Here is a 24,014-nt window from a genome sequence, read left to right on the forward strand (position 1 = left end):
TGCCTGGAAATACAGCGTTATTCTCTCTTCTCGCACAAAATGTGAGCGAAAGAACGATTTATGCAAATTTTTAGTTGCATGAACCTGCAGGGCTCCCTAAAATGCGCGCTACTTGATGCCGACTTAGCTCAGTAGGTAGAGCAACTGACTTGTAATCAGTAGGTCACCAGTTCGATTCCGGTAGTCGGCACCATCAAGTCCGGTGGGGTTCCCGAGCGGCCAAAGGGAGCAGACTGTAAATCTGCCGTCACAGACTTCGAAGGTTCGAATCCTTCCCCCACCACCACTTTCTGGCAGCGTTAAAGCCGCCGGAGCTGGTTGGAAAAAATTGACCAGCTCGAACTTAAAAAGAGAGAAATCTCTTTTTTTGTTACAGAAAGAACTGGGTAGCCGAGTTTCAGGATGCGGGCATCGTATAATGGCTATTACCTCAGCCTTCCAAGCTGATGATGCGGGTTCGATTCCCGCTGCCCGCTCCAATACGTGCTGATATGGCTCAGTTGGTAGAGCGCACCCTTGGTAAGGGTGAGGTCCCCAGTTCGACTCTGGGTATCAGCACCACTTCACTTCTCCCTCCCGTTTCTCTCTGTTTCAATTTAAATGTATTCAACAGTTCAGGCATTTCGCCTGGTTGATGTGGTGATATCACCGATTTATCCGTGTCTTAGAGGGACAATCGATGTCTAAAGAAAAGTTTGAACGTACAAAACCGCACGTTAACGTCGGTACTATCGGCCACGTTGACCATGGTAAAACAACGCTGACCGCTGCAATCACTACCGTTCTGGCAAAAACCTACGGCGGTGCTGCTCGTGCATTCGACCAGATCGATAACGCACCAGAAGAAAAAGCTCGTGGTATCACCATCAACACTTCCCACGTTGAATATGACACCCCGACTCGCCACTACGCACACGTAGACTGCCCGGGCCACGCCGACTATGTTAAAAACATGATCACCGGTGCTGCGCAGATGGACGGCGCGATCCTGGTTGTTGCTGCGACTGACGGCCCTATGCCTCAGACCCGTGAGCACATCCTGCTGGGTCGTCAGGTAGGCGTTCCTTTCATCATCGTGTTCCTGAACAAATGCGACATGGTTGATGACGAAGAGCTGCTGGAACTGGTTGAGATGGAAGTTCGTGAACTCCTGTCCCAGTACGACTTCCCGGGCGACGATACCCCAATCGTTCGCGGTTCCGCGCTGAAAGCGCTGGAAGGCGAAGCAGAGTGGGAAGAGAAAATCATCGAACTGGCTGGCTACCTGGATTCCTACATCCCAGAGCCAGAGCGTGCGATTGACAAGCCGTTCCTGCTGCCTATCGAAGACGTATTCTCCATCTCCGGTCGTGGTACCGTTGTTACCGGTCGTGTAGAGCGCGGTATCGTTAAAGTTGGCGAAGAAGTTGAAATCGTTGGTATCAAAGAGACTGCCAAGTCTACCTGTACCGGCGTTGAAATGTTCCGCAAACTGCTGGACGAAGGCCGTGCCGGTGAGAACGTTGGTGTTCTGCTGCGTGGTATCAAACGTGAAGAAATCGAACGTGGTCAGGTTCTGGCTAAGCCAGGCTCCATCAAGCCGCACACCAAGTTCGAATCTGAAGTGTACATCCTGTCCAAAGACGAAGGCGGCCGTCATACTCCGTTCTTCAAAGGCTACCGTCCACAGTTCTACTTCCGTACTACTGACGTGACCGGTACCATCGAACTGCCAGAAGGCGTTGAGATGGTAATGCCAGGCGACAACATCAAGATGGTTGTTACCCTGATCCACCCAATCGCGATGGATGACGGTCTGCGTTTCGCAATCCGTGAAGGCGGCCGTACTGTTGGCGCGGGCGTTGTTGCTAAAGTTCTCGGCTAATTGCTGATAACATTTGACGCAATGCGCATGAAAAGGGCATCATTTGATGCCCTTTTTGCACGCTTTCGAACCAGAACCTGGCTCATCAGTGATTTTATTTGTCATAATCATTGCTGAGACAGGCTCTGAAGAGGGCGTTTTAGTCCGAAACGCAACAGAGCATTTCGGTTTGGTTCGCCTCGCTATCGCGGGGTGAAAATGTTTGTAGAATACTTCTGACAGGTTGGTTTATGAGTGCGAATACCGAAGCTCAAGGGAGCGGGCGCGGCCTGGAAGCGATGAAATGGGTAGTAGTAGCTGTATTGCTGATCGTGGCAATCGTTGGCAACTACCTTTATCGCGACATGATGCTGCCGCTACGCGCGCTGGCAGTGGTAATTCTGATTGCTGCAGCGGGTGGTGTCGCGCTGTTGACGACCAAAGGTAAAGCGACCGTCGCTTTTGCCCGCGAAGCGAGAACCGAAGTCCGTAAGGTCATTTGGCCGACTCGCCAGGAAACATTGCACACCACGCTGATTGTAGCTGCGGTTACCGCTGTAATGTCACTGATCCTGTGGGGACTGGATGGTATTCTGGTTCGCCTGGTATCCTTTATCACTGGCCTGAGGTTCTGAGATGTCTGAAGCCCCTAAAAAGCGCTGGTACGTCGTTCAGGCGTTTTCCGGTTTTGAAGGCCGCGTAGCAACGTCGCTGCGTGAGCATATCAAATTACATAATATGGAAGAGTTGTTTGGCGAAGTTATGGTTCCGACCGAAGAAGTGGTCGAGATCCGTGGCGGCCAGCGTCGCAAAAGCGAGCGCAAATTCTTCCCGGGTTACGTGCTTGTTCAGATGGTGATGAACGATGCAAGCTGGCACTTAGTGCGCAGCGTACCGCGCGTAATGGGCTTTATCGGCGGCACGTCTGACCGTCCGGCGCCAATCAGCGACAAAGAAGTTGATGCGATTATGAACCGCCTGCAGCAGGTTGGTGATAAGCCGCGTCCGAAAACGCTGTTTGAACCGGGTGAAATGGTTCGTGTTAATGACGGTCCGTTTGCTGACTTTAACGGCGTGGTTGAAGAAGTGGACTACGAGAAGTCCCGCCTGAAAGTTTCCGTTTCTATCTTCGGTCGTGCGACCCCGGTAGAGCTGGACTTTGCCCAGGTAGAAAAAGCCTAAGCAGCGATCAAAAAAGCGACGATTTAACCGTTGCACAGGGCGCGAGATTGGACTACAATTTCGCGCCTTTTGTTTTTATGGATTGCATCCGTAAAACGAATTTTATCACGGGGAGCCTCCTTGAGGCGCTATAACCCAATCAGAGGATTTTACAATGGCTAAGAAAGTACAAGCCTATGTCAAGCTGCAGGTTGCAGCTGGTATGGCAAACCCAAGTCCACCAGTTGGTCCAGCTCTGGGTCAGCAGGGTGTGAACATCATGGAATTCTGTAAAGCGTTCAACGCCAAAACCGAATCCCTGGAAAAAGGTCTGCCAATCCCAGTCGTAATCACTGTTTACGCTGACCGTTCTTTCACTTTCGTTACCAAGACCCCGCCGGCAGCAGTTCTGCTGAAAAAAGCGGCTGGTATCAAGTCTGGTTCCGGTAAGCCGAACAAAGACAAAGTTGGTAAAATTTCCCGCGCTCAGCTGCAGGAAATCGCGCAGACCAAAGCTGCCGACATGACTGGTTCCGACGTTGAAGCGATGACTCGCTCCATCGAAGGTACTGCACGTTCCATGGGCCTGGTAGTGGAGGACTAAGAAATGGCTAAACTGACCAAGCGCATGTCCGTAATCCGTGGCAAAGTTGATGCGACCAAACAGTACGACATCAACGAAGCAATCGCTCTGCTGAAAGAACTGGCTACCGCTAAGTTCGTAGAAAGCGTTGACGTTGCTGTTAACCTCGGTATCGACGCTCGTAAATCCGATCAGAACGTTCGTGGCGCAACTGTACTGCCACACGGTACTGGCCGTTCCGTACGCGTAGCTGTATTTGCTCAGGGTGCAAACGCTGAAGCTGCTAAAGCTGCCGGCGCTGAACTGGTAGGTATGGAAGATCTGGCTGATCAGATCAAGAAAGGCGAAATGAACTTTGACGTTGTTATTGCTTCCCCGGATGCAATGCGCGTTGTTGGCCAGCTCGGCCAGGTTCTGGGTCCACGCGGCCTGATGCCAAACCCAAAAGTTGGTACTGTAACCCCTAACGTTGCTGAAGCGGTTAAGAACGCTAAAGCAGGTCAGGTTCGTTATCGTAACGACAAAAACGGCATCATCCACACCACCATCGGTAAAGTGGACTTTGACGCTGACAAACTGAAAGAAAACCTGGAATCTCTGCTGGTTGCGCTGAAAAAAGCAAAACCAACTCAGGCGAAAGGCGTGTACATCAAGAAAGTTAGCATCTCCACCACCATGGGTGCAGGTGTTGCAGTTGACCAGGCTGGCCTGAGCGCTGCTGCAAACTAATGCCTTTACGTGGGCGGTGGATTTGTCTACAATCTTACCCCCACGTTTGCTAACAATAGTTAGCGGCTAAAAGATTTGTTCGTTGGAGCCTGGCCTAATCCAGGCCTCCGTCGAAGACCGCAGGTGTTTCGCAAGAAACTTAATGCCCTGCGTAGACGGTGACAGAACGCTAAGATTATTTTTGGATACTCTGGCTTGTTTCTGCTCACCGTATTAAGACGCTCTTCCCGTTGGGAAGAGTGAAGTGAGTTCCGGAACATGAGTTCCGGCAAACATCCAGGAGCAAAGCTAATGGCTTTAAATCTTCAAGACAAACAAGCGATTGTTGCTGAAGTCAGCGAAGTAGCCAAAGGCGCGCTGTCTGCAGTAGTTGCGGATTCCCGTGGCGTTACTGTAGATAAAATGACTGAACTGCGTAAAGCAGGTCGTGAAGCTGGCGTTTACATGCGTGTTGTTCGTAACACCCTGCTGCGCCGCGTAGTTGAAGGTACTCAGTTCGAGTGCCTGAAAGACACGTTTGTTGGTCCAACCTTGATTGCATACTCTATGGAACACCCGGGCGCTGCTGCTCGTCTGTTCAAAGAGTTCGCGAAAGCGAATGCAAAATTCGAGGTTAAAGCTGCAGCCTTTGAAGGTGAGTTGATCCCGGCATCGCAAATCGATCGCCTGGCAACCCTGCCGACCTACGAAGAAGCAATTGCACGCCTGATGGCAACCATGAAAGAAGCTTCGGCTGGCAAACTGGTTCGCACTCTGGCTGCTGTTCGCGATGCGAAAGAAGCTGCTTAATAGCAGTCATCTTTATCAAGTATTCGCTTACGTATAAACTTATTCTGATTTTCAGGAACAATTTAAATGTCTATCACTAAAGATCAAATCATTGAAGCAGTTGCAGCTATGTCCGTAATGGACGTTGTAGAACTGATCACTGCAATGGAAGAAAAATTCGGTGTTTCCGCTGCTGCTGCTGTAGCTGTAGCTGCTGGCCCGGCTGAAGCTGCTGAAGAAAAAACTGAATTCGACGTAGTTCTGAAAGCTGCTGGCGCGAACAAAGTTGCTGTAATCAAAGCAGTACGTGCTGCAACTGGCCTGGGTCTGAAAGAAGCTAAAGACCTGGTAGAATCTGCTCCAGCTGCGCTGAAAGAAGGCGTGAGCAAAGACGACGCAGAAGCACTGAAAAAATCTCTGGAAGAAGCTGGCGCTGAAGTTGAAGTTAAATAAGCCAACCCTTCCGGTTGCAGCCTGAGAAATTAGGCTGATGGCTGGTGACTTTTTAGTCACCAGCCTTTTTGCGCTGTAAGGCGCCAGTAGAGTTTCACACTGTTTGACTGCTGGCTGTCCTGACAATGCTTGTTTCTATCGACGACTTAATATACTGCGACAGGGTGCTCGCTCTGGGTAAATCGCAATGAAATGGTTTAAGCGTGATAGCAACAGGCATTGCGGAAAGTGTTCGATTTTCCGATCAACAAAATGGTGTTGCACAAACTGTCCGCCAATGGACAGATGGGTCGACTTGTCAGCGAGCTGAGGAACCCTATGGTTTACTCCTATACCGAGAAAAAACGTATTCGTAAGGATTTTGGTAAACGTCCACAAGTTCTGGACATTCCATATCTCCTTTCTATCCAGCTTGACTCGTTCCAGAAGTTTATCGAGCAAGATCCTGAAGGGCAGTACGGTCTGGAAGCTGCCTTCCGTTCCGTGTTCCCGATTAAGAGCTACAGCGGTAATTCCGAGCTGCAATACGTCAGCTACCGCCTTGGCGAACCGGTATTTGACGTTCAGGAATGTCAAATCCGTGGCGTGACCTACTCGGCACCGCTGCGCGTTAAGCTGCGTCTGGTGATCTACGAGCGCGAAGCGCCGGAAGGCACCGTTAAAGACATTAAAGAACAAGAAGTCTACATGGGCGAAATTCCGCTCATGACCGACAACGGTACTTTCGTCATCAACGGCACCGAGCGTGTTATCGTTTCCCAGCTGCACCGTAGCCCGGGCGTCTTCTTCGACAGCGATAAAGGTAAAACGCACTCTTCCGGTAAAGTACTGTATAACGCGCGTATCATTCCTTACCGTGGTTCCTGGCTGGACTTCGAGTTCGATCCGAAAGACAACCTGTTTGTCCGTATCGACCGTCGTCGTAAACTGCCTGCGACCATCATTCTGCGTGCGCTGAACTACACCACTGAGCAGATTCTTGATCTGTTCTTTGAGAAAGTTGTTTTCGAAATTCGCGACAACAAGCTGCAAATGGAGCTGGTGCCTGAGCGTCTGCGTGGTGATACCGCGTCGTTCGACATCGAAGCCGACGGCAAAGTGTATGTGGAGAAAGGCCGTCGTATTACTGCGCGCCACATCCGTCAGCTGGAAAAAGATGATATCAAACACATCGAAGTCCCGGTTGAATACATTGCTGGAAAAGTCGCTGCAAAAGATTACGTTGATGCATCCACTGGCGAGCTGATCTGCCCGGCTAACATGGAGCTGAGCCTGGATCTGCTGGCTAAGCTGAGCCAGTCTGGCCACAAGCGTATCGAAACGCTGTTCACCAACGATCTGGACCACGGTCCGTACATGTCCGAAACCGTACGTGTCGACCCAACCACCGATCGTCTGAGCGCGCTGGTAGAAATCTACCGCATGATGCGCCCGGGTGAGCCACCGACTCGCGAAGCGGCTGAAAGCCTGTTCGAGAACCTATTCTTCTCCGAAGACCGCTACGATCTGTCCGCGGTTGGTCGTATGAAGTTCAACCGTTCTCTGCTGCGTGACGCGATCGAAGGTTCCGGTATCCTGAGCAAAGAAGACATCATCGAAGTGATGAAGAAGCTCATCGATATCCGTAACGGTAAAGGCGAAGTGGACGATATCGACCACCTCGGCAACCGTCGTATCCGTTCCGTAGGCGAAATGGCGGAAAACCAGTTCCGCGTTGGCCTGGTACGTGTTGAGCGTGCGGTGAAAGAGCGTCTGTCTCTGGGCGATCTGGATACCCTGATGCCTCAGGATATGATCAACGCCAAGCCGATCTCCGCAGCAGTGAAAGAGTTCTTTGGTTCCAGCCAGCTGTCCCAGTTTATGGACCAGAACAACCCACTGTCTGAGATCACGCACAAGCGTCGTATCTCTGCACTCGGCCCGGGCGGTCTGACCCGTGAGCGCGCAGGCTTTGAAGTTCGAGACGTACACCCGACTCACTACGGTCGCGTATGTCCAATCGAAACGCCTGAAGGTCCAAACATCGGTCTGATCAACTCCCTGTCAGTGTACGCACAGACTAACGAATACGGTTTCCTTGAGACCCCGTATCGTAAAGTGACGGACGGTGTTGTAACCGACGAAATTCACTACCTGTCAGCTATCGAAGAAGGTAACTACGTCATCGCTCAGGCGAACTCCAACCTGGATGACGAAGGCCACTTTGTAGAAGACCTGGTAACGTGCCGTAGCAAAGGCGAATCCAGCTTGTTCAGCCGCGACCAGGTTGACTACATGGACGTTTCCACCCAGCAGGTGGTTTCCGTCGGTGCGTCCCTGATCCCGTTCCTGGAACACGATGACGCCAACCGTGCATTGATGGGTGCGAACATGCAACGTCAGGCGGTTCCAACTCTGCGCGCTGATAAGCCGCTGGTTGGTACCGGTATGGAACGTGCTGTTGCCGTTGACTCCGGTGTTACTGCAGTTGCTAAACGTGGCGGTACTGTTCAGTACGTCGATGCTTCCCGTATCGTTATCAAAGTTAACGAAGACGAGATGCATGCAGGCGAAGCGGGTATCGACATCTACAACCTGACCAAGTACACCCGTTCTAACCAGAACACCTGTATCAACCAGATGCCATGTGTGTCTCTGGGTGAGCCAATTGAGCGCGGCGACGTGCTGGCTGACGGTCCGTCTACCGACCTCGGTGAACTGGCGCTCGGTCAGAACATGCGCGTAGCGTTCATGCCGTGGAATGGTTACAACTTCGAAGACTCCATCCTCGTCTCCGAGCGTGTGGTTCAGGAAGATCGTTTCACCACTATTCACATCCAGGAACTGGCGTGTGTGTCCCGTGACACCAAGCTGGGGCCAGAAGAGATCACCGCTGACATCCCTAACGTGGGTGAAGCTGCGCTCTCCAAACTGGATGAATCCGGTATCGTATACATCGGTGCAGAAGTGACCGGCGGCGACATTCTGGTTGGTAAGGTTACGCCGAAAGGTGAAACCCAGCTGACGCCAGAAGAGAAACTGCTGCGCGCGATCTTCGGTGAGAAAGCGTCTGACGTTAAAGACTCTTCTCTGCGTGTGCCGAACGGTGTTTCCGGTACGGTTATCGACGTTCAGGTCTTTACTCGCGATGGCGTAGAAAAAGACAAACGTGCGCTGGAAATCGAAGAGATGCAGCTGAAGCAGGCTAAGAAAGACCTGTCTGAAGAGCTGCAGATCCTCGAAGCTGGCCTGTTTGGTCGTATCTACGCGGTGCTGGTTGCCGGTGGTGTTGAAGCTGAGAAGCTCGACAAGCTGCCACGCGACCGCTGGCTGGAACTGGGCCTGGCCGACGAAGAGAAACAAAATCAGCTGGAACAGCTGGCTGAGCAGTATGACGAACTGAAACACGAGTTCGAGAAAAAACTCGAAGCGAAACGCCGTAAAATCACTCAGGGCGACGATCTGGCACCGGGCGTGCTGAAGATTGTTAAGGTTTATCTGGCCGTTAAACGTCAGATCCAGCCTGGTGATAAGATGGCAGGTCGTCACGGTAACAAGGGTGTTATCTCTAAGATCAACCCGATCGAAGATATGCCGCACGATGCTAACGGTACGCCGGTAGATATCGTACTGAACCCGCTGGGCGTACCGTCTCGTATGAACATTGGTCAGATCCTCGAAACTCACCTGGGTATGGCTGCAAAAGGTATTGGCGATAAGATCAACGCCATGCTGAAACAGCAGCAGGAAGTCGCGAAACTGCGCGAATTCATCCAGCGTGCGTACGATCTGGGTACTGATGTTCGTCAGAAAGTCGACCTGAACACCTTCAGCGATGAAGAAGTGCTGCGCCTGGCTGAGAACCTGAAAAAAGGTATGCCAATCGCAACGCCAGTCTTCGATGGTGCGAAAGAGTCTGAAATCAAGGAACTGTTACAGCTGGGTGGCCTGCCAAGCTCTGGCCAGATCACACTGTTCGACGGTCGTACCGGTGAGCAGTTCGAGCGCCAGGTAACCGTGGGTTACATGTACATGCTGAAACTGAACCACCTGGTTGATGACAAGATGCACGCGCGTTCTACCGGTTCTTACAGCCTGGTTACTCAGCAGCCGCTGGGTGGTAAGGCGCAGTTCGGTGGTCAGCGCTTCGGGGAGATGGAAGTGTGGGCGCTTGAAGCATACGGCGCGGCATACACCCTGCAGGAAATGCTTACCGTTAAGTCTGATGACGTGAACGGTCGTACCAAGATGTATAAAAACATCGTGGACGGCAACCATCAGATGGAACCGGGCATGCCAGAATCCTTCAACGTACTGTTGAAAGAGATTCGTTCGCTGGGTATCAACATCGAACTGGAAGACGAGTAACTCTCGCTCAAACAGGTCACTGGTGCCGGAGTAGTTTCCGGCACCAGATTGTGCTAACTCCGACGGGAGCAAATCCGTGAAAGACTTATTAAAGTTTCTGAAAGCGCAAACTAAAACCGAAGAGTTTGATGCGATCAAAATTGCTCTGGCCTCGCCAGACATGATCCGTTCATGGTCTTTTGGTGAAGTTAAAAAGCCAGAAACCATCAACTACCGTACGTTCAAACCTGAGCGTGACGGCCTTTTCTGTGCGCGTATCTTCGGGCCAGTAAAAGATTACGAGTGCCTGTGCGGTAAGTACAAGCGCCTGAAACACCGTGGTGTGATCTGTGAGAAGTGCGGCGTTGAAGTGACCCAGACTAAAGTGCGTCGTGAGCGCATGGGCCACATCGAGCTGGCGTCTCCGACTGCCCACATCTGGTTCCTGAAATCTCTGCCGTCCCGTATCGGTCTGCTGCTGGATATGCCGCTGCGCGATATCGAACGTGTTCTGTACTTCGAATCTTATGTTGTGATCGAAGGCGGGATGACGAACCTGGAACGTAACCAGATTCTGACCGAAGAACAGTATCTCGACGCGCTGGAAGAGTTCGGTGACGAATTCGACGCGAAGATGGGTGCGGAAGCTATCCAGGCCCTGCTGAAGAGCATGGATCTGGAGCAAGAGTGTGAAACTCTGCGTGAAGAGCTGAACGAAACCAACTCCGAAACCAAGCGTAAAAAGCTGACCAAGCGTATCAAACTGCTGGAAGCGTTCGTTCAGTCTGGTAACAAACCAGAGTGGATGATCCTGACCGTTCTGCCGGTTCTGCCGCCAGATCTGCGTCCGCTGGTTCCGCTGGATGGTGGTCGTTTTGCGACTTCTGACCTGAACGATCTGTATCGTCGCGTCATTAACCGTAACAACCGTCTGAAACGTCTGCTGGATCTGGCTGCGCCGGACATCATCGTACGCAACGAAAAACGTATGCTGCAGGAAGCGGTAGATGCCCTGCTGGATAACGGTCGTCGCGGTCGTGCGATCACCGGTTCTAACAAACGTCCTCTGAAATCTTTGGCCGACATGATCAAAGGTAAACAGGGTCGTTTCCGTCAGAACCTGCTCGGTAAGCGTGTTGACTACTCCGGTCGTTCTGTAATCACCGTAGGTCCATACCTGCGTCTGCATCAGTGCGGTCTGCCGAAGAAAATGGCACTGGAACTGTTCAAACCGTTCATCTACGGCAAGCTGGAACTGCGTGGCCTGGCCACCACCATCAAAGCCGCTAAGAAGATGGTTGAGCGTGAAGAAGCTGTCGTTTGGGATATCCTGGACGAAGTGATCCGCGAACACCCGGTACTGCTGAACCGTGCACCAACCCTGCACCGTCTGGGTATCCAGGCCTTTGAGCCAGTACTGATCGAAGGTAAAGCTATCCAGCTGCACCCGCTGGTCTGTGCGGCATATAACGCCGACTTCGATGGTGACCAGATGGCTGTTCACGTACCGCTGACGCTGGAAGCCCAGCTCGAAGCGCGTGCGCTGATGATGTCTACCAACAACATCCTGTCTCCAGCGAACGGTGAACCAATTATCGTTCCTTCTCAGGACGTTGTACTGGGTCTGTACTACATGACCCGTGACTGTGTTAACGCCAAAGGCGAAGGCATGGTGCTGACTGGCCCGAAAGAAGCTGAGCGTATTTATCGCGCTGGCCTGGCCTCTCTGCATGCGCGTGTAAAAGTGCGTATCACCGAGTATGAAAAAGCTGAAAACGGCGAACTCGTTGCGAAAACCAGCCTGATTGACACGACCGTTGGCCGTGCCATTCTGTGGATGATCGTACCGAAAGGTCTGCCTTTCTCCATCGTCAACCAGGCGCTGGGCAAGAAAGCAATTTCCAAGATGCTGAACACCTGTTACCGCATCCTGGGCCTGAAGCCGACTGTTATCTTCGCTGACCAGACAATGTACACCGGCTTTGCTTATGCAGCGCGTTCAGGTGCATCTGTTGGTATTGATGACATGGTCATCCCAGAGAAGAAACACGAGATCATCTCTGAAGCGGAAGCCGAAGTTGCTGAGATCCAGGAGCAGTTCCAGTCTGGTCTGGTAACCGCGGGCGAACGCTATAACAAAGTTATCGATATCTGGGCAGCGGCGAACGATCGTGTATCCAAAGCGATGATGGACAACCTGCAGACCGAAACCGTTATCAACCGTGACGGCGTCGAAGAGCAGCAGGTTTCCTTCAACAGCATCTACATGATGGCCGACTCCGGTGCGCGTGGTTCTGCAGCACAGATTCGTCAGCTGGCAGGTATGCGTGGTCTGATGGCGAAGCCAGATGGCTCCATCATCGAAACGCCAATCACCGCGAACTTCCGTGAAGGTCTGAACGTACTCCAGTACTTCATCTCCACCCACGGTGCTCGTAAGGGTCTGGCGGATACCGCACTGAAAACAGCAAACTCCGGTTATCTGACGCGTCGTCTGGTTGACGTTGCACAGGATCTGGTTGTTACCGAAGACGATTGTGGCACCCTCGAAGGTATCACCATGACCCCGGTTATCGAGGGTGGTGATGTTAAAGAGCCACTGCGCGATCGCGTTCTGGGTCGTGTTACTGCGGAAGACATTCTGAAGCCGGGTACTGCAGACATCCTGGTTCCACGCAACACGCTGCTGCACGAGCACTGGTGTGACCTGCTGGAAGCCAACTCTGTTGACTCAGTGAAAGTACGTTCCGTTGTATCCTGTGACACCGACTTTGGTGTATGTGCGCACTGCTATGGTCGTGACCTGGCGCGTGGCCACATCATCAACAAAGGTGAAGCCATCGGCGTTATCGCGGCACAGTCCATCGGTGAGCCGGGTACACAGCTGACGATGCGTACGTTCCACATCGGTGGTGCGGCATCTCGTGCGGCTGCTGAATCCAGCATCCAGGTGAAAAACAAAGGTAGCATCAAGCTCAGCAATGCGAAGTCTGTTGTTAACTCCGCAGGCAAGCTGGTTGTGACTTCTCGTAACACCGAGCTGAAGCTGATCGACGAATTCGGTCGTACCAAAGAGAGCTATAAAGTGCCTTACGGTGCTGTTATGGCGAAAGGTGATGGTGAGCAGGTTGCCGGCGGTGAAACCGTAGCGAACTGGGATCCACACACCATGCCGGTTATCACCGAAGTAAGTGGTTTCATCCGCTTTACTGACATGATCGACGGCCAGACGATTACTCGTCAGACCGACGACCTGACCGGCCTCTCTTCCCTGGTGGTTCTGGATTCTGCAGAACGTACCGCGGGTGGTAAAGATCTGCGTCCAGCACTGAAAATCGTTGATGCTAACGGCAACGACGTTCTGATCCCGGGCACCGACATGCCGGCTCAGTACTTCCTGCCAGGTAAAGCGATTGTCCAGCTGGAAGATGGTGTTCAGATCGGTGCGGGTGATGCTCTGGCGCGTATTCCTCAGGAATCCAGCGGTACCAAAGATATTACCGGTGGTCTGCCGCGCGTTGCGGACCTGTTCGAAGCACGTCGTCCGAAAGAGCCGGCAATCCTGGCTGAAATCAGCGGTATCATTTCCTTCGGTAAAGAGACCAAAGGGAAGCGCCGTCTGGTGATCACGCCGCTGGATGGCAGCGATCCGTACGAAGAGATGATTCCAAAATGGCGTCAGCTCAACGTGTTTGAAGGTGAACGTGTAGAACGTGGTGACGTGGTTTCCGACGGTCCGGAAGCACCGCACGACATTCTGCGTCTTCGTGGCGTCCACGCGGTAACGCGTTACATCACCAACGAAGTACAGGACGTTTACCGTCTGCAAGGCGTTAAGATCAACGATAAGCACATCGAAGTTATCGTTCGTCAGATGCTGCGTAAAGCCACCATCGTGAATGCCGGTAGCTCCGACTTCCTCGAAGGTGAGCAGGTTGAATACTCTCGCGTTAAGATTGCTAACCGCGATCTGGAAGCGAACGGCAAACTCAGTGCGACCTTCGCACGTGATCTGCTGGGTATCACCAAAGCGTCTCTGGCAACCGAGTCCTTCATCTCCGCGGCATCGTTCCAGGAGACCACTCGTGTGCTTACCGAAGCAGCTGTTGCGGGCAAACGCGACGAATTGCGCGGTCTGAAAGAGAACGTTATCGTGGGTCGTCTGATCCCGGCCGGTACCGGTTATGCGTACCACCAGGATCGTATGCGCCGTCGCGCAGCGGGCGAAATCCCTGCTGCACCACAGGTGACTGCTGAAGATGCATCTGCCAGCCTGGCAGAGCTGCTGAACGCAGGCCTGGGCGGTTCTGACAACGAGTAATCGTTACGTCAGCCCATAAAAAAACCCGCTTCGGCGGGTTTTTTTTGTCTGTTTGGTGCGGTTTATGCCGGATGGCGCTGCGCTTACCCGGCCTACGGTTCGGGGGCGTTGTAGGCCCGGTAAGCGTAGCGCCACCGGGCGTGTTAGTTCACCAGCGGTAACCGGCGATACAGCTCGATCATATCTCCCGCCAGATCCTGAATCACCATCGCGTTCATCAGATGATCCTGGGAGTGAACGGTAATCAGGTTAACCGGCAGCTTGCCGGTGCCTTCATCCATACCAATCAGCTTCGTCTGGATGGTATGCGCATGCTTAACGAATTCGCGCGACTCTTCCATCGCCTTTTCTGCGTCGGCAAAATCGCCTTTACGCGCCATCTGCAGGGCGGTTAATGCTGAACTGCGGGCTGCACCGGCATTCACCAGCAGCTCCATAATGATGGTTTCTAAATCGTCCATGGGTCACTCCAGCAGTTTGAGGGCTTTTTCGAGAACGGCATCGCCTTTCATCATGCCGTAATCCATCATGTCGATAACCGCGACCTTTTTGCCCAGCGGTTCTGCCTGTGCCTGAAGATTATTGAGTTCGTATTTGACCTGCGGGCCAAGCAACACAATGTCGGCTGCGGCGATTTCATCTTTAAACTCAGCAACCGGTACGGCTTTAATGGTTACTTCGACCCCTTTTTTCTGCGCGGCGTCTTTCATGCGTTGAACCAGCATGCTGGTGGACATTCCCGCTGCACAGCATAAAACGATGTTCTTCATAGTCAGCCTCAATGTACATGTGTTTATTGATAATTATCCCGCGCCGCCCGCTTCGACAACCGCGTTACCGCGATTGTGTGTGAGGCATCACAAAGAAACCCGCATTTTCTGAAACCGGTTACAACTGTTACAGAACGGGGAAAGGCAGGGCGAAACGAGGAAGAAGCTTTCCGCCCTGGTCAGCATCCCCTGCTGACGAAGTAAGCGTAAAAAATACGGGCACAGTCTGGCAATGGCCCGTTGATCAGGTTACGTGACGCCTCGTAATAACTTCATCGGGTTGCATTCTTTCTCAGCCCGGCTGCGAGGCGCGTCCCAGCCAGCTATCCCAGTCTTTCCACACCGGCTGTAATCCCTGCAGGCTGAGCGCTTCGGCAACCTCTTCCGGACGACGATTGTCGTGCGGCGCAAACTGTTCCAGCTCGGGGCGATTGTCGGCATAGCCGCCTGGCTGCGTTTTTGAAAAAGCACTGACGTTGTTAATGGCCAGAGGAATGACGCGATCGCGAAACGCGGGAGATTCCCGGGTCGACAGCGACAGCTCCACCTCTGGTGCCAGCAGACGAAACGCGCAGATGGTCTGTACCAGCTGGCGTTCATCCATGATCGACGCGGGCTGGATCCCCCCGGCACAGGGGCGCAGCCGTGGGAAGGAGATCGAGTACCGGCTCTGCCAGTAGCGCTGCTGCAGCCACAGCAGATGTTCCGCCACCATAAAGTTGTCGACCCGCCAGCTGTCGGAGAGCCCGGTCAGTGCCCCGAGTCCGATCTTGTCGATCCCGGCGCGGCCCAGTCGATCCGGCGTCTCCAGCCGCCAGAAAAAGTCCTGCTTTTTACCTTTCAGATGGTGCTGAGCATATACCGCCTCGTGATAGGTTTCCTGATAGACCAGCACGCCATCCAGCCCCAGCGTTTTCAGCTCGCCATATTCGGCTTCTGACAGGGGTTGAACCTCCATTTGCAACGAGGCGAACTGGCGGCGAATGGCCGGAAGATGGCGACGAAAATAGTCCATCCCGACCTTAGTCTGGTGCTCGCCGGTCACCAGCAGCAGATGCTCAAACCCCATCTCGCGGATCGCGGCACACTCCCGGGCAATCTCATTTTCATCCAGCGTCTTGCGCTTGATGTGGTTGCTCATTGAAAAGCCGCAGTAGGTACAGTCGTTCGCGCACAGGTTGGACAGATAGAGCGGAACATAAAAACTCACCGTGTTGCCAAAGCGCTGGCGCGTCAGACGCTGGGCCCGCTGGGCCATCGGCTCAAGATACGCGCTGGCTGCGGGCGAGAGCAGGGCCATCATGTCCTCGCGCGTCGGCTGCCGGGCATTCAGGGCGCGTTCAACGTCCGCCGGGGTTTTACTGTTGATACGCAGGCGAATATCGTCCCAGTCGAGCTGGCGCCAGCGATCGGTAAAGGTGCTCATGAGAAGGCCTCCAGAAATCCGGTTAACGGGCTCGTGGCCTGGGCTTCAGGGCTCCGTGAACCGGGGCCAGACTGACGCGCCAGCACGCCCGCCTCCACCGCCAGCCGAAACGCCCGTGCCATGCTCACCGGATCGTCCGCGACCGCAATGGCGGTGTTGACCAGCACGGCATCGGCACCCATCTCCAGCGCCTGCGCGGCATGGCTGGGCACGCCGATGCCGGCGTCCACGATCACCGGCACCGTCGCCTGCTGAATGATAATTTCCAGCATCGCGCGGGTTTCCAGCCCCTGATTGGAACCTATCGGCGCTCCGAGCGGCATCACCGCGGCGCAACCCGCCTCTTCGAGCCGTTTGCACAGCACCGGATCGGCGCCGCAGTAGGGCAGCACCGTGAACCCCTCTTTGACCAGCATCTCCGCCGCTTTCAGCGTCTCGATGGGATCGGGAAGCAGCCAGCGGGCATCGGGATGGATCTCCAGTTTGAGCCAGTGCGTCCCCAGCGCCTCGCGCGCCAGTCGGGCGGCGAACACGGCTTCCTCCGCGGTTTTGGCTCCGGAAGTATTGGGCAGCAGGCTCACGCCCGCCTCCAGCAGCGGCGCCAGAATAGCGTCATTGTGATGACGCAGATCGACCCGCTTCATCGCCAGGGTCACCAGTTGGCTGCCGCTCTCGCGAATGGCGTCCACCATCAGCTGCGGCGAGGCGAATTTCCCGGTGCCGGTAAACAGATGCGAATCAAAGGTTTTATCAGCAATACGTAACATCTCAGCCTCCGGCAATCACCTGAAAGAGCAGGATCCGATCGCCTTCGCGGACCTGCTGTTTATCCCACTGCTCGCGCGGCAGGATCTGTTGGTTCAGGGCCAGCGCGACCCCGGGTTTTAACTGGCGCAGCTGGTGGAGCAGGGTGGCGACGGTTAAACCTTCCACGCACTGCATCGGTTCGTCGTTAAACAGGATCTGCATGCTGCCCTCCACACACCGCACAGCCGCTGGCGCGCTGCAGGGCCAGCTGTCGCCAGCTGCCCGCCCGGGCATCAAACAGGCGCAGCGCATTGCGCGGGGTCTCAATGCCGCTGAGCAGCTTGATCGCCTCCAGCGCCTGTAAGGTTCCCATCACGCCAACCACCGGCCCGACGATCCCTGCGGTGCGGCAGTTGCGTTGCGGCTCGTCATCCTCCGGCCACAGACAGCGGTAACAGCCCTGCGCCCAGGGCGGCGTCAGCACCATCATCTGGCCACCAAAACCCACAGCGCTGGCGGTAATGAGCGGAGTATTGAGCATCACGCAGGCGGCGTTGATCGCCTGGCGCGTGGCCATGTTATCGGTGCAGTCCAGCACCACGTCGGCGCGGGCGATCTCCTCCTCCAGCGCTTTGCCTTCCAGGCGCGTCTGCAGGGCAATCAGCCGGATATCCGGGTTGAGCTGCTGCAGCCGACGCTGCGTTACCTGCGCCTTTGGCTGGGCGATGTCGTCGGTGGTGAAGAGGATCTGGCGCTGCAAATTACTCAGATGAACCTCGTCATCGTCGGCCAGCACCAGAGTGCCGATCCCTGCACCGGCCAGGTACAGCGCCGCCGGGGCGCCTAATCCGCCGAGACCGACCAGCAGGACCCGGCTGGCGAGCAGCTTCTGCTGCCCGTCGATGGCGATATCGTCCAGCAGGATCTGGCGGCTGTAGCGCATAAAGTCACGGTCATTCATCGCCTGCTCCCGCCAGTTGCAGTAACTGCGCCGTCGCTGCCTGCCAGTCATCGGCCTGGGTGATGGCGCTTACTACCGCGATGCTCCCGACGCCGGTCGCCAGTACCGCCGGGGCGCGCTCGAGACTGATACCGCCGATGGCAACGGTGGGGTAATCCGCCAGTCGTTCGATATGCCGGGCCAGCTGCTCCAGCCCCTGAGGGGCGGAAGGCATCTGCTTGGTCTGGGTAGGGAAAACGTGCCCCAGGGCGATATAGGACGGACTCGCCGCCAGCGCCACGTCGATCTCCATATCGTCGTGGGTCGAGACGCCGAGACGTAACCCGGCGGCACGAATGGCCTCAAGATCGGTGGTCTCCAGATCCTCCTGACCCAGATGCACGCCGTAAGCCTGATGTTTAATCGCCAGGCGCCAGTAGTCATTGATAAACAGCCGGGCGTTGTAGCGACGCCCCAGGGCAATGGCCGCCACGATATCGGCTTCGACCTCATCCTCCTGCTTGTCCTTTATGCGCAGCTGGAGCGTTTGTACGCCCGCGGCAAGCAGGCGTTCGATCCACGCCACGCTGTCGACTACCGGATAGAGCCCCAGGCGAAAGGGCACCGGCGGAAAGTTGGGTTGATACATTACGCCTCCTCTTTTTTGAGGTAGATTTCGCCGCCCCGGGCGCGGAAGGTTTCCGACATATCGGCCATCCCCACTTCGATGGTCTGCGCCGCGGCGTAGTCGCGCACTTCCTGGCTGATTTTCATCGAGCAGAATTTTGGCCCGCACATGGAGCAGAAGTGCGCCACTTTGCCCGACTCCTGCGGCAGGGTTTCGTCGTGGTAGGCGCGGGCGGTGAACGGGTCAAGGGCGAGGTTGAACTGATCTTCCCAGCGGAATTCAAAGCGCGCTTTTGACATGGCGTTATCGCGGATCTGCGCCCCCGGATGGCCCTTCGCCAGGTCGGCAGCATGGGCGGCAATCTTGTAGGTGATCAATCCTTGCTTCACGTCCTCTTTATTCGGCAGGCCGAGATGCTCTTTCGGCGTGACGTAGCAGAGCATCGCGCAGCCAAACCATCCGATCATCGCCGCGCCAATTCCGGAGGTGAAGTGGTCATAGCCCGGTGCGATGTCGGTGGTCAACGGCCCCAGGGTGTAGAACGGCGCTTCGTGGCAGTGCTCCAGCTCCTCGGTCATGTTGCGGCGGATCATCTGCATCGGCACATGGCCCGGGCCTTCAATCATCACCTGGACGTCATACTCCCAGGCAATTTTGGTCAGCTCGCCCAGGGTATGTAGCTCGGCAAACTGGGCTTCGTCGTTGGCATCGCGAATGGAGCCCGGACGCAGGCCATCGCCCAACGACAGCGATACGTCGTACGCGGCGCAGATTTCGCAGATCTCGCGGAAGTGTTCATACAGGAAGTTCTCCTGATGATGGGACAGGCACCATTTCGCCATAATAGAACCGCCGCGGGAGACGATGCCGGTCAGGCGTTTGGCGGTCATCGGCACGTAGCGCAGCAGCACGCCCGCGTGGATGGTGAAGTAGTCCACGCCCTGCTCGGCCTGCTCCAGCAGCGTATCGCGGAACGCTTCCCAGGTGAGATCTTCCGCAATGCCGTTCACCTTCTCCAGCGCCTGGTAGATAGGTACCGTGCCAATCGGCACCGGACTGTTACGCAGGATCCACTCGCGGGTTTCGTGAATATAGCGCCCGGTAGAGAGGTCCATCACCGTGTCCGCGCCCCAGCGGGTGGACCAGACCAGTTTTTCCACCTCTTCTTCGATGGAGGAGGTGACCGCCGAGTTACCGATGTTGGCATTCACTTTCACCAGGAAGTTACGTCCGATGATCATCGGCTCTGATTCCGGGTGGTTAATGTTGGCCGGAATAATGGCGCGGCCAGCAGCGACTTCGTCACGTACAAATTCCGGGGTGATGTTCTCCGGCAGGCGGGCGCCAAAGCCTTCTCCCGGATGCTGGTGGCGCAGCACTTCGCCACGTATGCGCTCGCGGCCCATGTTTTCGCGGATGGCAATAAACTCCATCTCCGGCGTCACTATCCCCTGGCGGGCGTAATGCAACTGGGTCACACATTTACCCGCTCTGGCACGCTTCGGCGTGAGCAGTCCGGTAAAGCGCAGCTCGTCCAGCCCGTCATCGGCCAGACGCTCCCGGGTATAGGCTGAGCTTTGCGCATTCAGGGTTTCGCTGTCGTTACGGGCTTCAATCCACGGCTGGCGCAGCTTCGCCAGACCCTGCTGGACATTAATCGCCACAGCCGGATCGCCGTACGGGCCGGAGGTGTCGTACACCGGCACCGCTTCGTTTTCTTCAAACTGCGGGTTCTCTTTGCTGCCGCCGATTAACGTCGGGCTGAGCTGGATCTCGCGCATCGGCACGCGGATATCCTCCTGCGAACCCGTCAGGTAAATGCGTTTTGAGTTGGGGAAAGCGGTGCCTTCCAGGGTGTCGATAAAGTGTTGGGCGTGTGCGCGCTGTTCGCGGCGGGTCATTTTTGTGGCAGACATAGCTCGTTCCAGTAAGTTCAGGAAGTGGCTTGTCAGACGACGGATGAAGCAAGAGAGGATCGCCCGGGGGCGATACAATAAATTGACTCTTGTTCCCTTCGCAGGTCTTAACCTGATCAGGTTCCGCGGATCCCGAATTAACGGTCTCAGCCCGGCTTTCGCACTGGGCACTCCGACAAGAATAGGCTCCCCTACAGCGGGAGCAGTGAATGTAAACTACGCGTTAACGAGGAATAACTCAAGCCGGTCGGGCGACGTTATCTTCGTTGCTCGCTTTCAGATTGTGATCCAGCGCAAGGGCGATCAGGTTATCTTCCAGCGTAAAGCGTTGCTCCAGCGCCTCGCCGATATCGGAAAGCGCCTGCTGAAATTCCAGGTAGTTATCCTGATCGATGGCGTTTTCCAGCGTGGAGTCATAGTAATCCATGATTTGCTGGGTATTGGCCTCCAGCAGGGGATAGAGTTTGGTTGCCGCTAAATACGGGCTGTTGCCTTCCATTTCACGGATAAAACGTTCATAAACATTGAAATGACCGTTGGAAAGGTAGTCGACCAGGCTCTGACAGAAATCGTCCAGCGCTTTTTCATTCAGGCGCATATAGGACTCTTTGCCAGGCTTAATGCCAACGAGATTGTAGTAGGCAACAAGCAGATGTTTCCGCACGTGCAGCCAGCGATCGACCAGTTTGTTACTTCCGCCAACGCGCTCTGTCAGGTTTTCTAGCTGGTTTAGCATGTTTGACTCCGCAAGGTTAAGATTAAAAGCTGCCCACCCAAAATGTAATAGTATTGTTACCAACATGCCTGTGAAGCAAAGGTAGTGCAATAGATATGGATCGTATAATTGAAAAATCGGATCGCGGCTGGTGGTTAGTCAGCCATGAACAAAAATTATGGTTGCCCGGTGGTGAATTACCATATGGCGAGGCCGGAAATTTCGATCTTGCGGGGCAACACGCACTAAATATAGGTGAGTGGAAGGGCGATTCTGTGTGGTTGATCCAACAAAATCGTCGTCACGATATGGGATCGGTGCGCCAGGTGCTCGATCTCGATGTCGGCTTGTTCCAGCTGGCGGGTCGTGCTGTGCAGCTTGCCGAGTTTTATCGCTCGCATAAGTTCTGCGGCTACTGTGGCCACACCATGCACCCGAGCAAAACCGAGTGGGCGATGCTCTGCAGCCACTGCCGGGAACGCTATTACCCGCAAATCGCGCCGTGCATTATTGTCGCCATCCGTCGGGATGACTCCATCTTACTGGCGCAACACACCCGTCATCGCAACGGGGTGCATACCGTGCTCGCCGGATTTGTCGAAGTGGGCGAAACCCTGGAGCAGGCCGTGGCGCGAGAAGTGATGGAGGAGAGCGGGATTAAGGTGAAAAATTTACGTTATGTCACCTCCCAGCCGTGGCCGTTCCCACAGTCGCTGATGACCGCCTTTATGGCCGAGTACGACAGCGGCGAGATCGTCATCGATCCGAAAGAGCTGCTGTCCGCCGACTGGTATCGTTACGACGATTTACCCCTGCTGCCACCGCCGGGCACCGTGGCGCGCCGCCTGATAGAAGATACCGTGGCAATGTGTCGGGCTGACGATGTGTGAGACATGTTACACTGGAGATAAGACGCTTAAGGAACTGCAAAAATGACCGAACTGAAGAACGATCGTTATCTGCGTGCGCTGCTGCGCCAACCCGTTGATATCACCCCGGTATGGATGATGCGCCAGGCGGGCCGCTATTTGCCGGAGTACAAAGCCACGCGCGCGCAGGCGGGCGATTTTATGTCGCTGTGCAAAAACGCGGAGCTGGCCTGTGAAGTGACCCTTCAGCCGCTGCGCCGCTATCCGCTGGACGCGGCGATCCTCTTCTCCGATATCCTGACTATCCCCGACGCGATGGGACTTGGCCTGTACTTTGAAACCGGCGAAGGCCCGCGCTTTAGCTCGCCGATTAAGAGCAAAGCGGACATCGACAACCTGCCGATCCCGGACCCGGAGCAGGAGCTCGGTTATGTGATGAATGCGGTGCGCACCATTCGCCGCGAGCTGAAAGGCGACGTGCCGCTGATCGGTTTTTCCGGCAGCCCGTGGACGCTGGCGACCTACATGGTCGAAGGCGGCAGCAGCAAAGCCTTCACCGTGATCAAGAAGATGATGTACGCCGATCCGCTGGCGCTGCACGCCCTGCTGGATAAGCTGGCGAAAAGCGTCACCCTCTACCTGAACGCGCAGATCAAAGCCGGCGCCCAGTCGGTGATGATCTTCGACACCTGGGGTGGGGTGCTGACGGGCCGCGATTACCAACAGTTCTCGCTCTACTACATGCATAAAATTGTCGATGGCCTGCTGCGTGAAAACGAAGGTCGTCGCGTGCCGGTGACCCTGTTCACCAAAGGCGGCGGTCAGTGGCTGGAAGCCCTGGCTGACACTGGCTGTGATGCGCTGGGCCTCGACTGGACTACCGATATTGCCGATGCGCGCCGCCGCGTTGGGGACAAAGTCGCCCTGCAGGGCAACATGGATCCGTCTATGCTGTATGCTCCGGCCGCCCGTATTGAAGAAGAAGTCGCGACCATTCTGGCGGGCTTCGGTCAGGGCGAAGGCCATGTGTTTAACCTGGGGCACGGTATTCATCAGGATGTACCGCCAGAACATGCAGGCGTGTTTGTGGAGGCGGTGCACCGACTTTCTGCCCAGTATCACCTGTAAGGAGTCGTTATGGATCTTGCGTCACTTCGCGCTCAACAACTTAAACTTGCTGCGTCGGTTTCCCGTGAAGACCGGCTGGATAAAGACCCACCCGCGCTGATTGCCGGGGCGGATGTCGGGTTTGAGCAGGGCGGTGAGGTGACGCGGGCGGCGATAGTACTCCTGACCTGGCCCGAACTGGAGCTGGTCGAGTATCAGGTAGCGCGTATCGCCACCACCATGCCTTACATCCCCGGATTCCTCTCTTTTCGTGAATATCCCGCGCTGCTGGCCGCGTGGGACCAGCTTTCGCAAAGACCCGACCTGATGTTCGTCGATGGCCACGGGATCTCCCATCCGCGCCGTCTCGGCGTTGCCAGCCATTTTGGCATGCTGGTGGATGTGCCGACCATCGGGGTAGCGAAAAAGCGCCTCTGCGGTAAGTTTGAACCTCTGTCGGCAGAGCCCGGCGCGCTGGCACCCTTGATGGACAAAGGCGAACAGCTGGCGTGGGTCTGGCGCAGTAAGGCGCGCTGCAATCCGCTGTTCATCGCCACCGGCCATCGCGTCAGTACCGACACCGCGCTGGCGTGGGTCCAGCGCTGCATGAAGGGCTATCGATTACCGGAGCCGACCCGCTGGGCCGATGCGGTGGCTTCCGGCCGTCCCGCTTTTGTGCGATGGCAGGAAATTCAGCGCTGATTCAGGTAAA

Annotated in this window: 21 protein-coding genes, 4 tRNA genes and 1 riboswitch; of the genes, 16 read left to right on the forward strand and 9 right to left on the reverse strand. The window is 55.2% G+C overall.

Annotated elements, in window-relative coordinates; genetic code table 11:
* The first annotated feature begins 117 nt into the window (after positions 1–117).
* The 13 genes from ACP4QI_RS00850 to rpoC all read left to right on the forward strand — a co-directional run bounded on the left by ACP4QI_RS00850 (position 118) and on the right by rpoC (position 14,184).
* A tRNA-Thr gene (locus ACP4QI_RS00850) sits at positions 118–193 on the forward strand.
* Positions 194–201: 8 nt separating this feature from the next.
* Positions 202–286: transfer RNA gene (locus tag ACP4QI_RS00855), tRNA-Tyr, on the forward strand.
* Between the two features lie 118 nt (positions 287–404).
* Positions 405–479: transfer RNA gene (locus ACP4QI_RS00860), tRNA-Gly, on the forward strand.
* A 6-nt stretch (positions 480–485) separates the two neighbouring features.
* Positions 486–561, forward strand: a tRNA-Thr gene (locus tag ACP4QI_RS00865).
* 118 nt (positions 562–679) lie between these two features.
* Positions 680–1,864, forward strand: coding sequence for an elongation factor Tu (gene tuf, locus ACP4QI_RS00870; protein ID WP_142487332.1), 1,185 nt, complete (start codon positions 680–682; stop codon positions 1,862–1,864).
* 230 nt (positions 1,865–2,094) lie between these two features.
* Positions 2,095–2,478, forward strand: a complete 384-nt coding sequence (gene secE / locus ACP4QI_RS00875) for a preprotein translocase subunit SecE (RefSeq protein WP_003862342.1) — start codon at positions 2,095–2,097, stop codon at positions 2,476–2,478.
* Between the two features lies 1 nt (position 2,479).
* Complete coding sequence (gene nusG / locus ACP4QI_RS00880; RefSeq protein WP_003862341.1) at positions 2,480–3,025, forward strand: transcription termination/antitermination protein NusG; 546 nt, start codon at positions 2,480–2,482, stop codon at positions 3,023–3,025.
* Positions 3,026–3,179: 154 nt separating this feature from the next.
* Positions 3,180–3,608 (forward strand): 50S ribosomal protein L11, encoded by a 429-nt coding sequence (gene rplK, locus ACP4QI_RS00885; RefSeq protein ID WP_032615878.1) that lies wholly within the window; start codon positions 3,180–3,182, stop codon positions 3,606–3,608.
* A gap of 3 nt (positions 3,609–3,611) precedes the next feature.
* On the forward strand, positions 3,612–4,316 hold the full coding sequence (gene rplA / locus ACP4QI_RS00890; RefSeq protein ID WP_142487804.1) for a 50S ribosomal protein L1: 705 nt from the start codon (positions 3,612–3,614) through the stop codon (positions 4,314–4,316).
* A gap of 291 nt (positions 4,317–4,607) precedes the next feature.
* Entirely contained in the window at positions 4,608–5,105 is a 498-nt protein-coding gene (rplJ, locus tag ACP4QI_RS00895) for a 50S ribosomal protein L10 (RefSeq protein WP_001207203.1), read from the forward strand.
* Positions 5,106–5,171: 66 nt separating this feature from the next.
* Entirely contained in the window at positions 5,172–5,537 is a 366-nt protein-coding gene (gene rplL / locus ACP4QI_RS00900; RefSeq protein WP_142487805.1) for a 50S ribosomal protein L7/L12, read from the forward strand.
* Positions 5,538–5,855: 318 nt separating this feature from the next.
* Positions 5,856–9,884 (forward strand): DNA-directed RNA polymerase subunit beta, encoded by a 4,029-nt coding sequence (rpoB, locus tag ACP4QI_RS00905; RefSeq protein WP_142487806.1) that lies wholly within the window; start codon positions 5,856–5,858, stop codon positions 9,882–9,884.
* Between the two features lie 76 nt (positions 9,885–9,960).
* Positions 9,961–14,184: a DNA-directed RNA polymerase subunit beta' gene (rpoC, locus tag ACP4QI_RS00910; protein WP_142487807.1), complete on the forward strand. Its 4,224-nt coding sequence runs from the start codon at positions 9,961–9,963 to the stop codon at positions 14,182–14,184.
* A gap of 143 nt (positions 14,185–14,327) precedes the next feature.
* Here rpoC and ACP4QI_RS00915 read toward each other — a convergent pair whose 3' ends face one another.
* The 9 genes from ACP4QI_RS00915 to rsd all read right to left on the reverse strand — a co-directional run bounded on the left by ACP4QI_RS00915 (position 14,328) and on the right by rsd (position 21,347).
* Positions 14,328–14,645, reverse strand: a complete 318-nt coding sequence (locus ACP4QI_RS00915; protein ID WP_106996047.1) for a PTS lactose/cellobiose transporter subunit IIA — start codon at positions 14,643–14,645, stop codon at positions 14,328–14,330.
* Positions 14,646–14,648: 3 nt separating this feature from the next.
* The gene (locus ACP4QI_RS00920) at positions 14,649–14,954 is read right to left on the reverse strand and encodes a PTS sugar transporter subunit IIB (protein ID WP_039028885.1); all 306 of its coding nucleotides are present in this window, start codon (positions 14,952–14,954) and stop codon (positions 14,649–14,651) included.
* Positions 14,955–15,246: 292 nt separating this feature from the next.
* The gene (thiH, locus tag ACP4QI_RS00925; protein WP_426496009.1) at positions 15,247–16,380 is read right to left on the reverse strand and encodes a 2-iminoacetate synthase ThiH; all 1,134 of its coding nucleotides are present in this window, start codon (positions 16,378–16,380) and stop codon (positions 15,247–15,249) included.
* The gene (gene thiG, locus ACP4QI_RS00930; protein ID WP_285131652.1) at positions 16,377–17,147 is read right to left on the reverse strand and encodes a thiazole synthase; all 771 of its coding nucleotides are present in this window, start codon (positions 17,145–17,147) and stop codon (positions 16,377–16,379) included. The genes thiH and thiG overlap by 4 nt, the downstream gene beginning before the upstream one ends.
* A gap of 1 nt (position 17,148) precedes the next feature.
* A complete protein-coding gene (gene thiS, locus ACP4QI_RS00935) occupies positions 17,149–17,349 on the reverse strand; it encodes a sulfur carrier protein ThiS (protein ID WP_142487810.1) in 201 nt (66 codons plus the stop codon).
* Positions 17,333–18,088, reverse strand: coding sequence for a HesA/MoeB/ThiF family protein (locus ACP4QI_RS00940; RefSeq protein WP_426496010.1), 756 nt, complete (start codon positions 18,086–18,088; stop codon positions 17,333–17,335). The genes thiS and ACP4QI_RS00940 overlap by 17 nt, the downstream gene beginning before the upstream one ends.
* Positions 18,081–18,716, reverse strand: coding sequence for a thiamine phosphate synthase (gene thiE, locus ACP4QI_RS00945; protein WP_142487812.1), 636 nt, complete (start codon positions 18,714–18,716; stop codon positions 18,081–18,083). The genes ACP4QI_RS00940 and thiE overlap by 8 nt, the downstream gene beginning before the upstream one ends.
* The gene (gene thiC, locus ACP4QI_RS00950) at positions 18,716–20,611 is read right to left on the reverse strand and encodes a phosphomethylpyrimidine synthase ThiC (RefSeq protein WP_142487813.1); all 1,896 of its coding nucleotides are present in this window, start codon (positions 20,609–20,611) and stop codon (positions 18,716–18,718) included. The genes thiE and thiC overlap by 1 nt, the downstream gene beginning before the upstream one ends.
* A gap of 76 nt (positions 20,612–20,687) precedes the next feature.
* Positions 20,688–20,796: riboswitch (TPP riboswitch) on the reverse strand.
* A 53-nt stretch (positions 20,797–20,849) separates the two neighbouring features.
* Positions 20,850–21,347, reverse strand: a complete 498-nt coding sequence (rsd, locus tag ACP4QI_RS00955; RefSeq protein ID WP_426496011.1) for a sigma D regulator — start codon at positions 21,345–21,347, stop codon at positions 20,850–20,852.
* Between the two features lie 95 nt (positions 21,348–21,442).
* On the opposite strand from rsd, the gene nudC reads away from it, so the two are divergent.
* From nudC to nfi, 3 genes are read left to right on the forward strand one after another with little or no spacing between them, the layout of a single operon-like run.
* Positions 21,443–22,216 carry an NAD(+) diphosphatase gene (nudC, locus tag ACP4QI_RS00960; protein WP_285112851.1) on the forward strand — a complete coding sequence of 258 codons (774 nt, stop codon included), beginning with the start codon at positions 21,443–21,445 and terminating at the stop codon, positions 22,214–22,216.
* A gap of 42 nt (positions 22,217–22,258) precedes the next feature.
* Positions 22,259–23,323: a uroporphyrinogen decarboxylase gene (hemE, locus tag ACP4QI_RS00965; protein ID WP_142487816.1), complete on the forward strand. Its 1,065-nt coding sequence runs from the start codon at positions 22,259–22,261 to the stop codon at positions 23,321–23,323.
* Between the two features lie 9 nt (positions 23,324–23,332).
* Positions 23,333–24,004 (forward strand): deoxyribonuclease V, encoded by a 672-nt coding sequence (gene nfi / locus ACP4QI_RS00970; protein ID WP_142487817.1) that lies wholly within the window; start codon positions 23,333–23,335, stop codon positions 24,002–24,004.
* Positions 24,005–24,014 lie beyond the last annotated feature (10 nt).

The organism is Leclercia sp. TB492, from assembly GCF_049974505.2.
Classification (GTDB): domain Bacteria; phylum Pseudomonadota; class Gammaproteobacteria; order Enterobacterales; family Enterobacteriaceae; genus Enterobacter; species Enterobacter adecarboxylatus_C.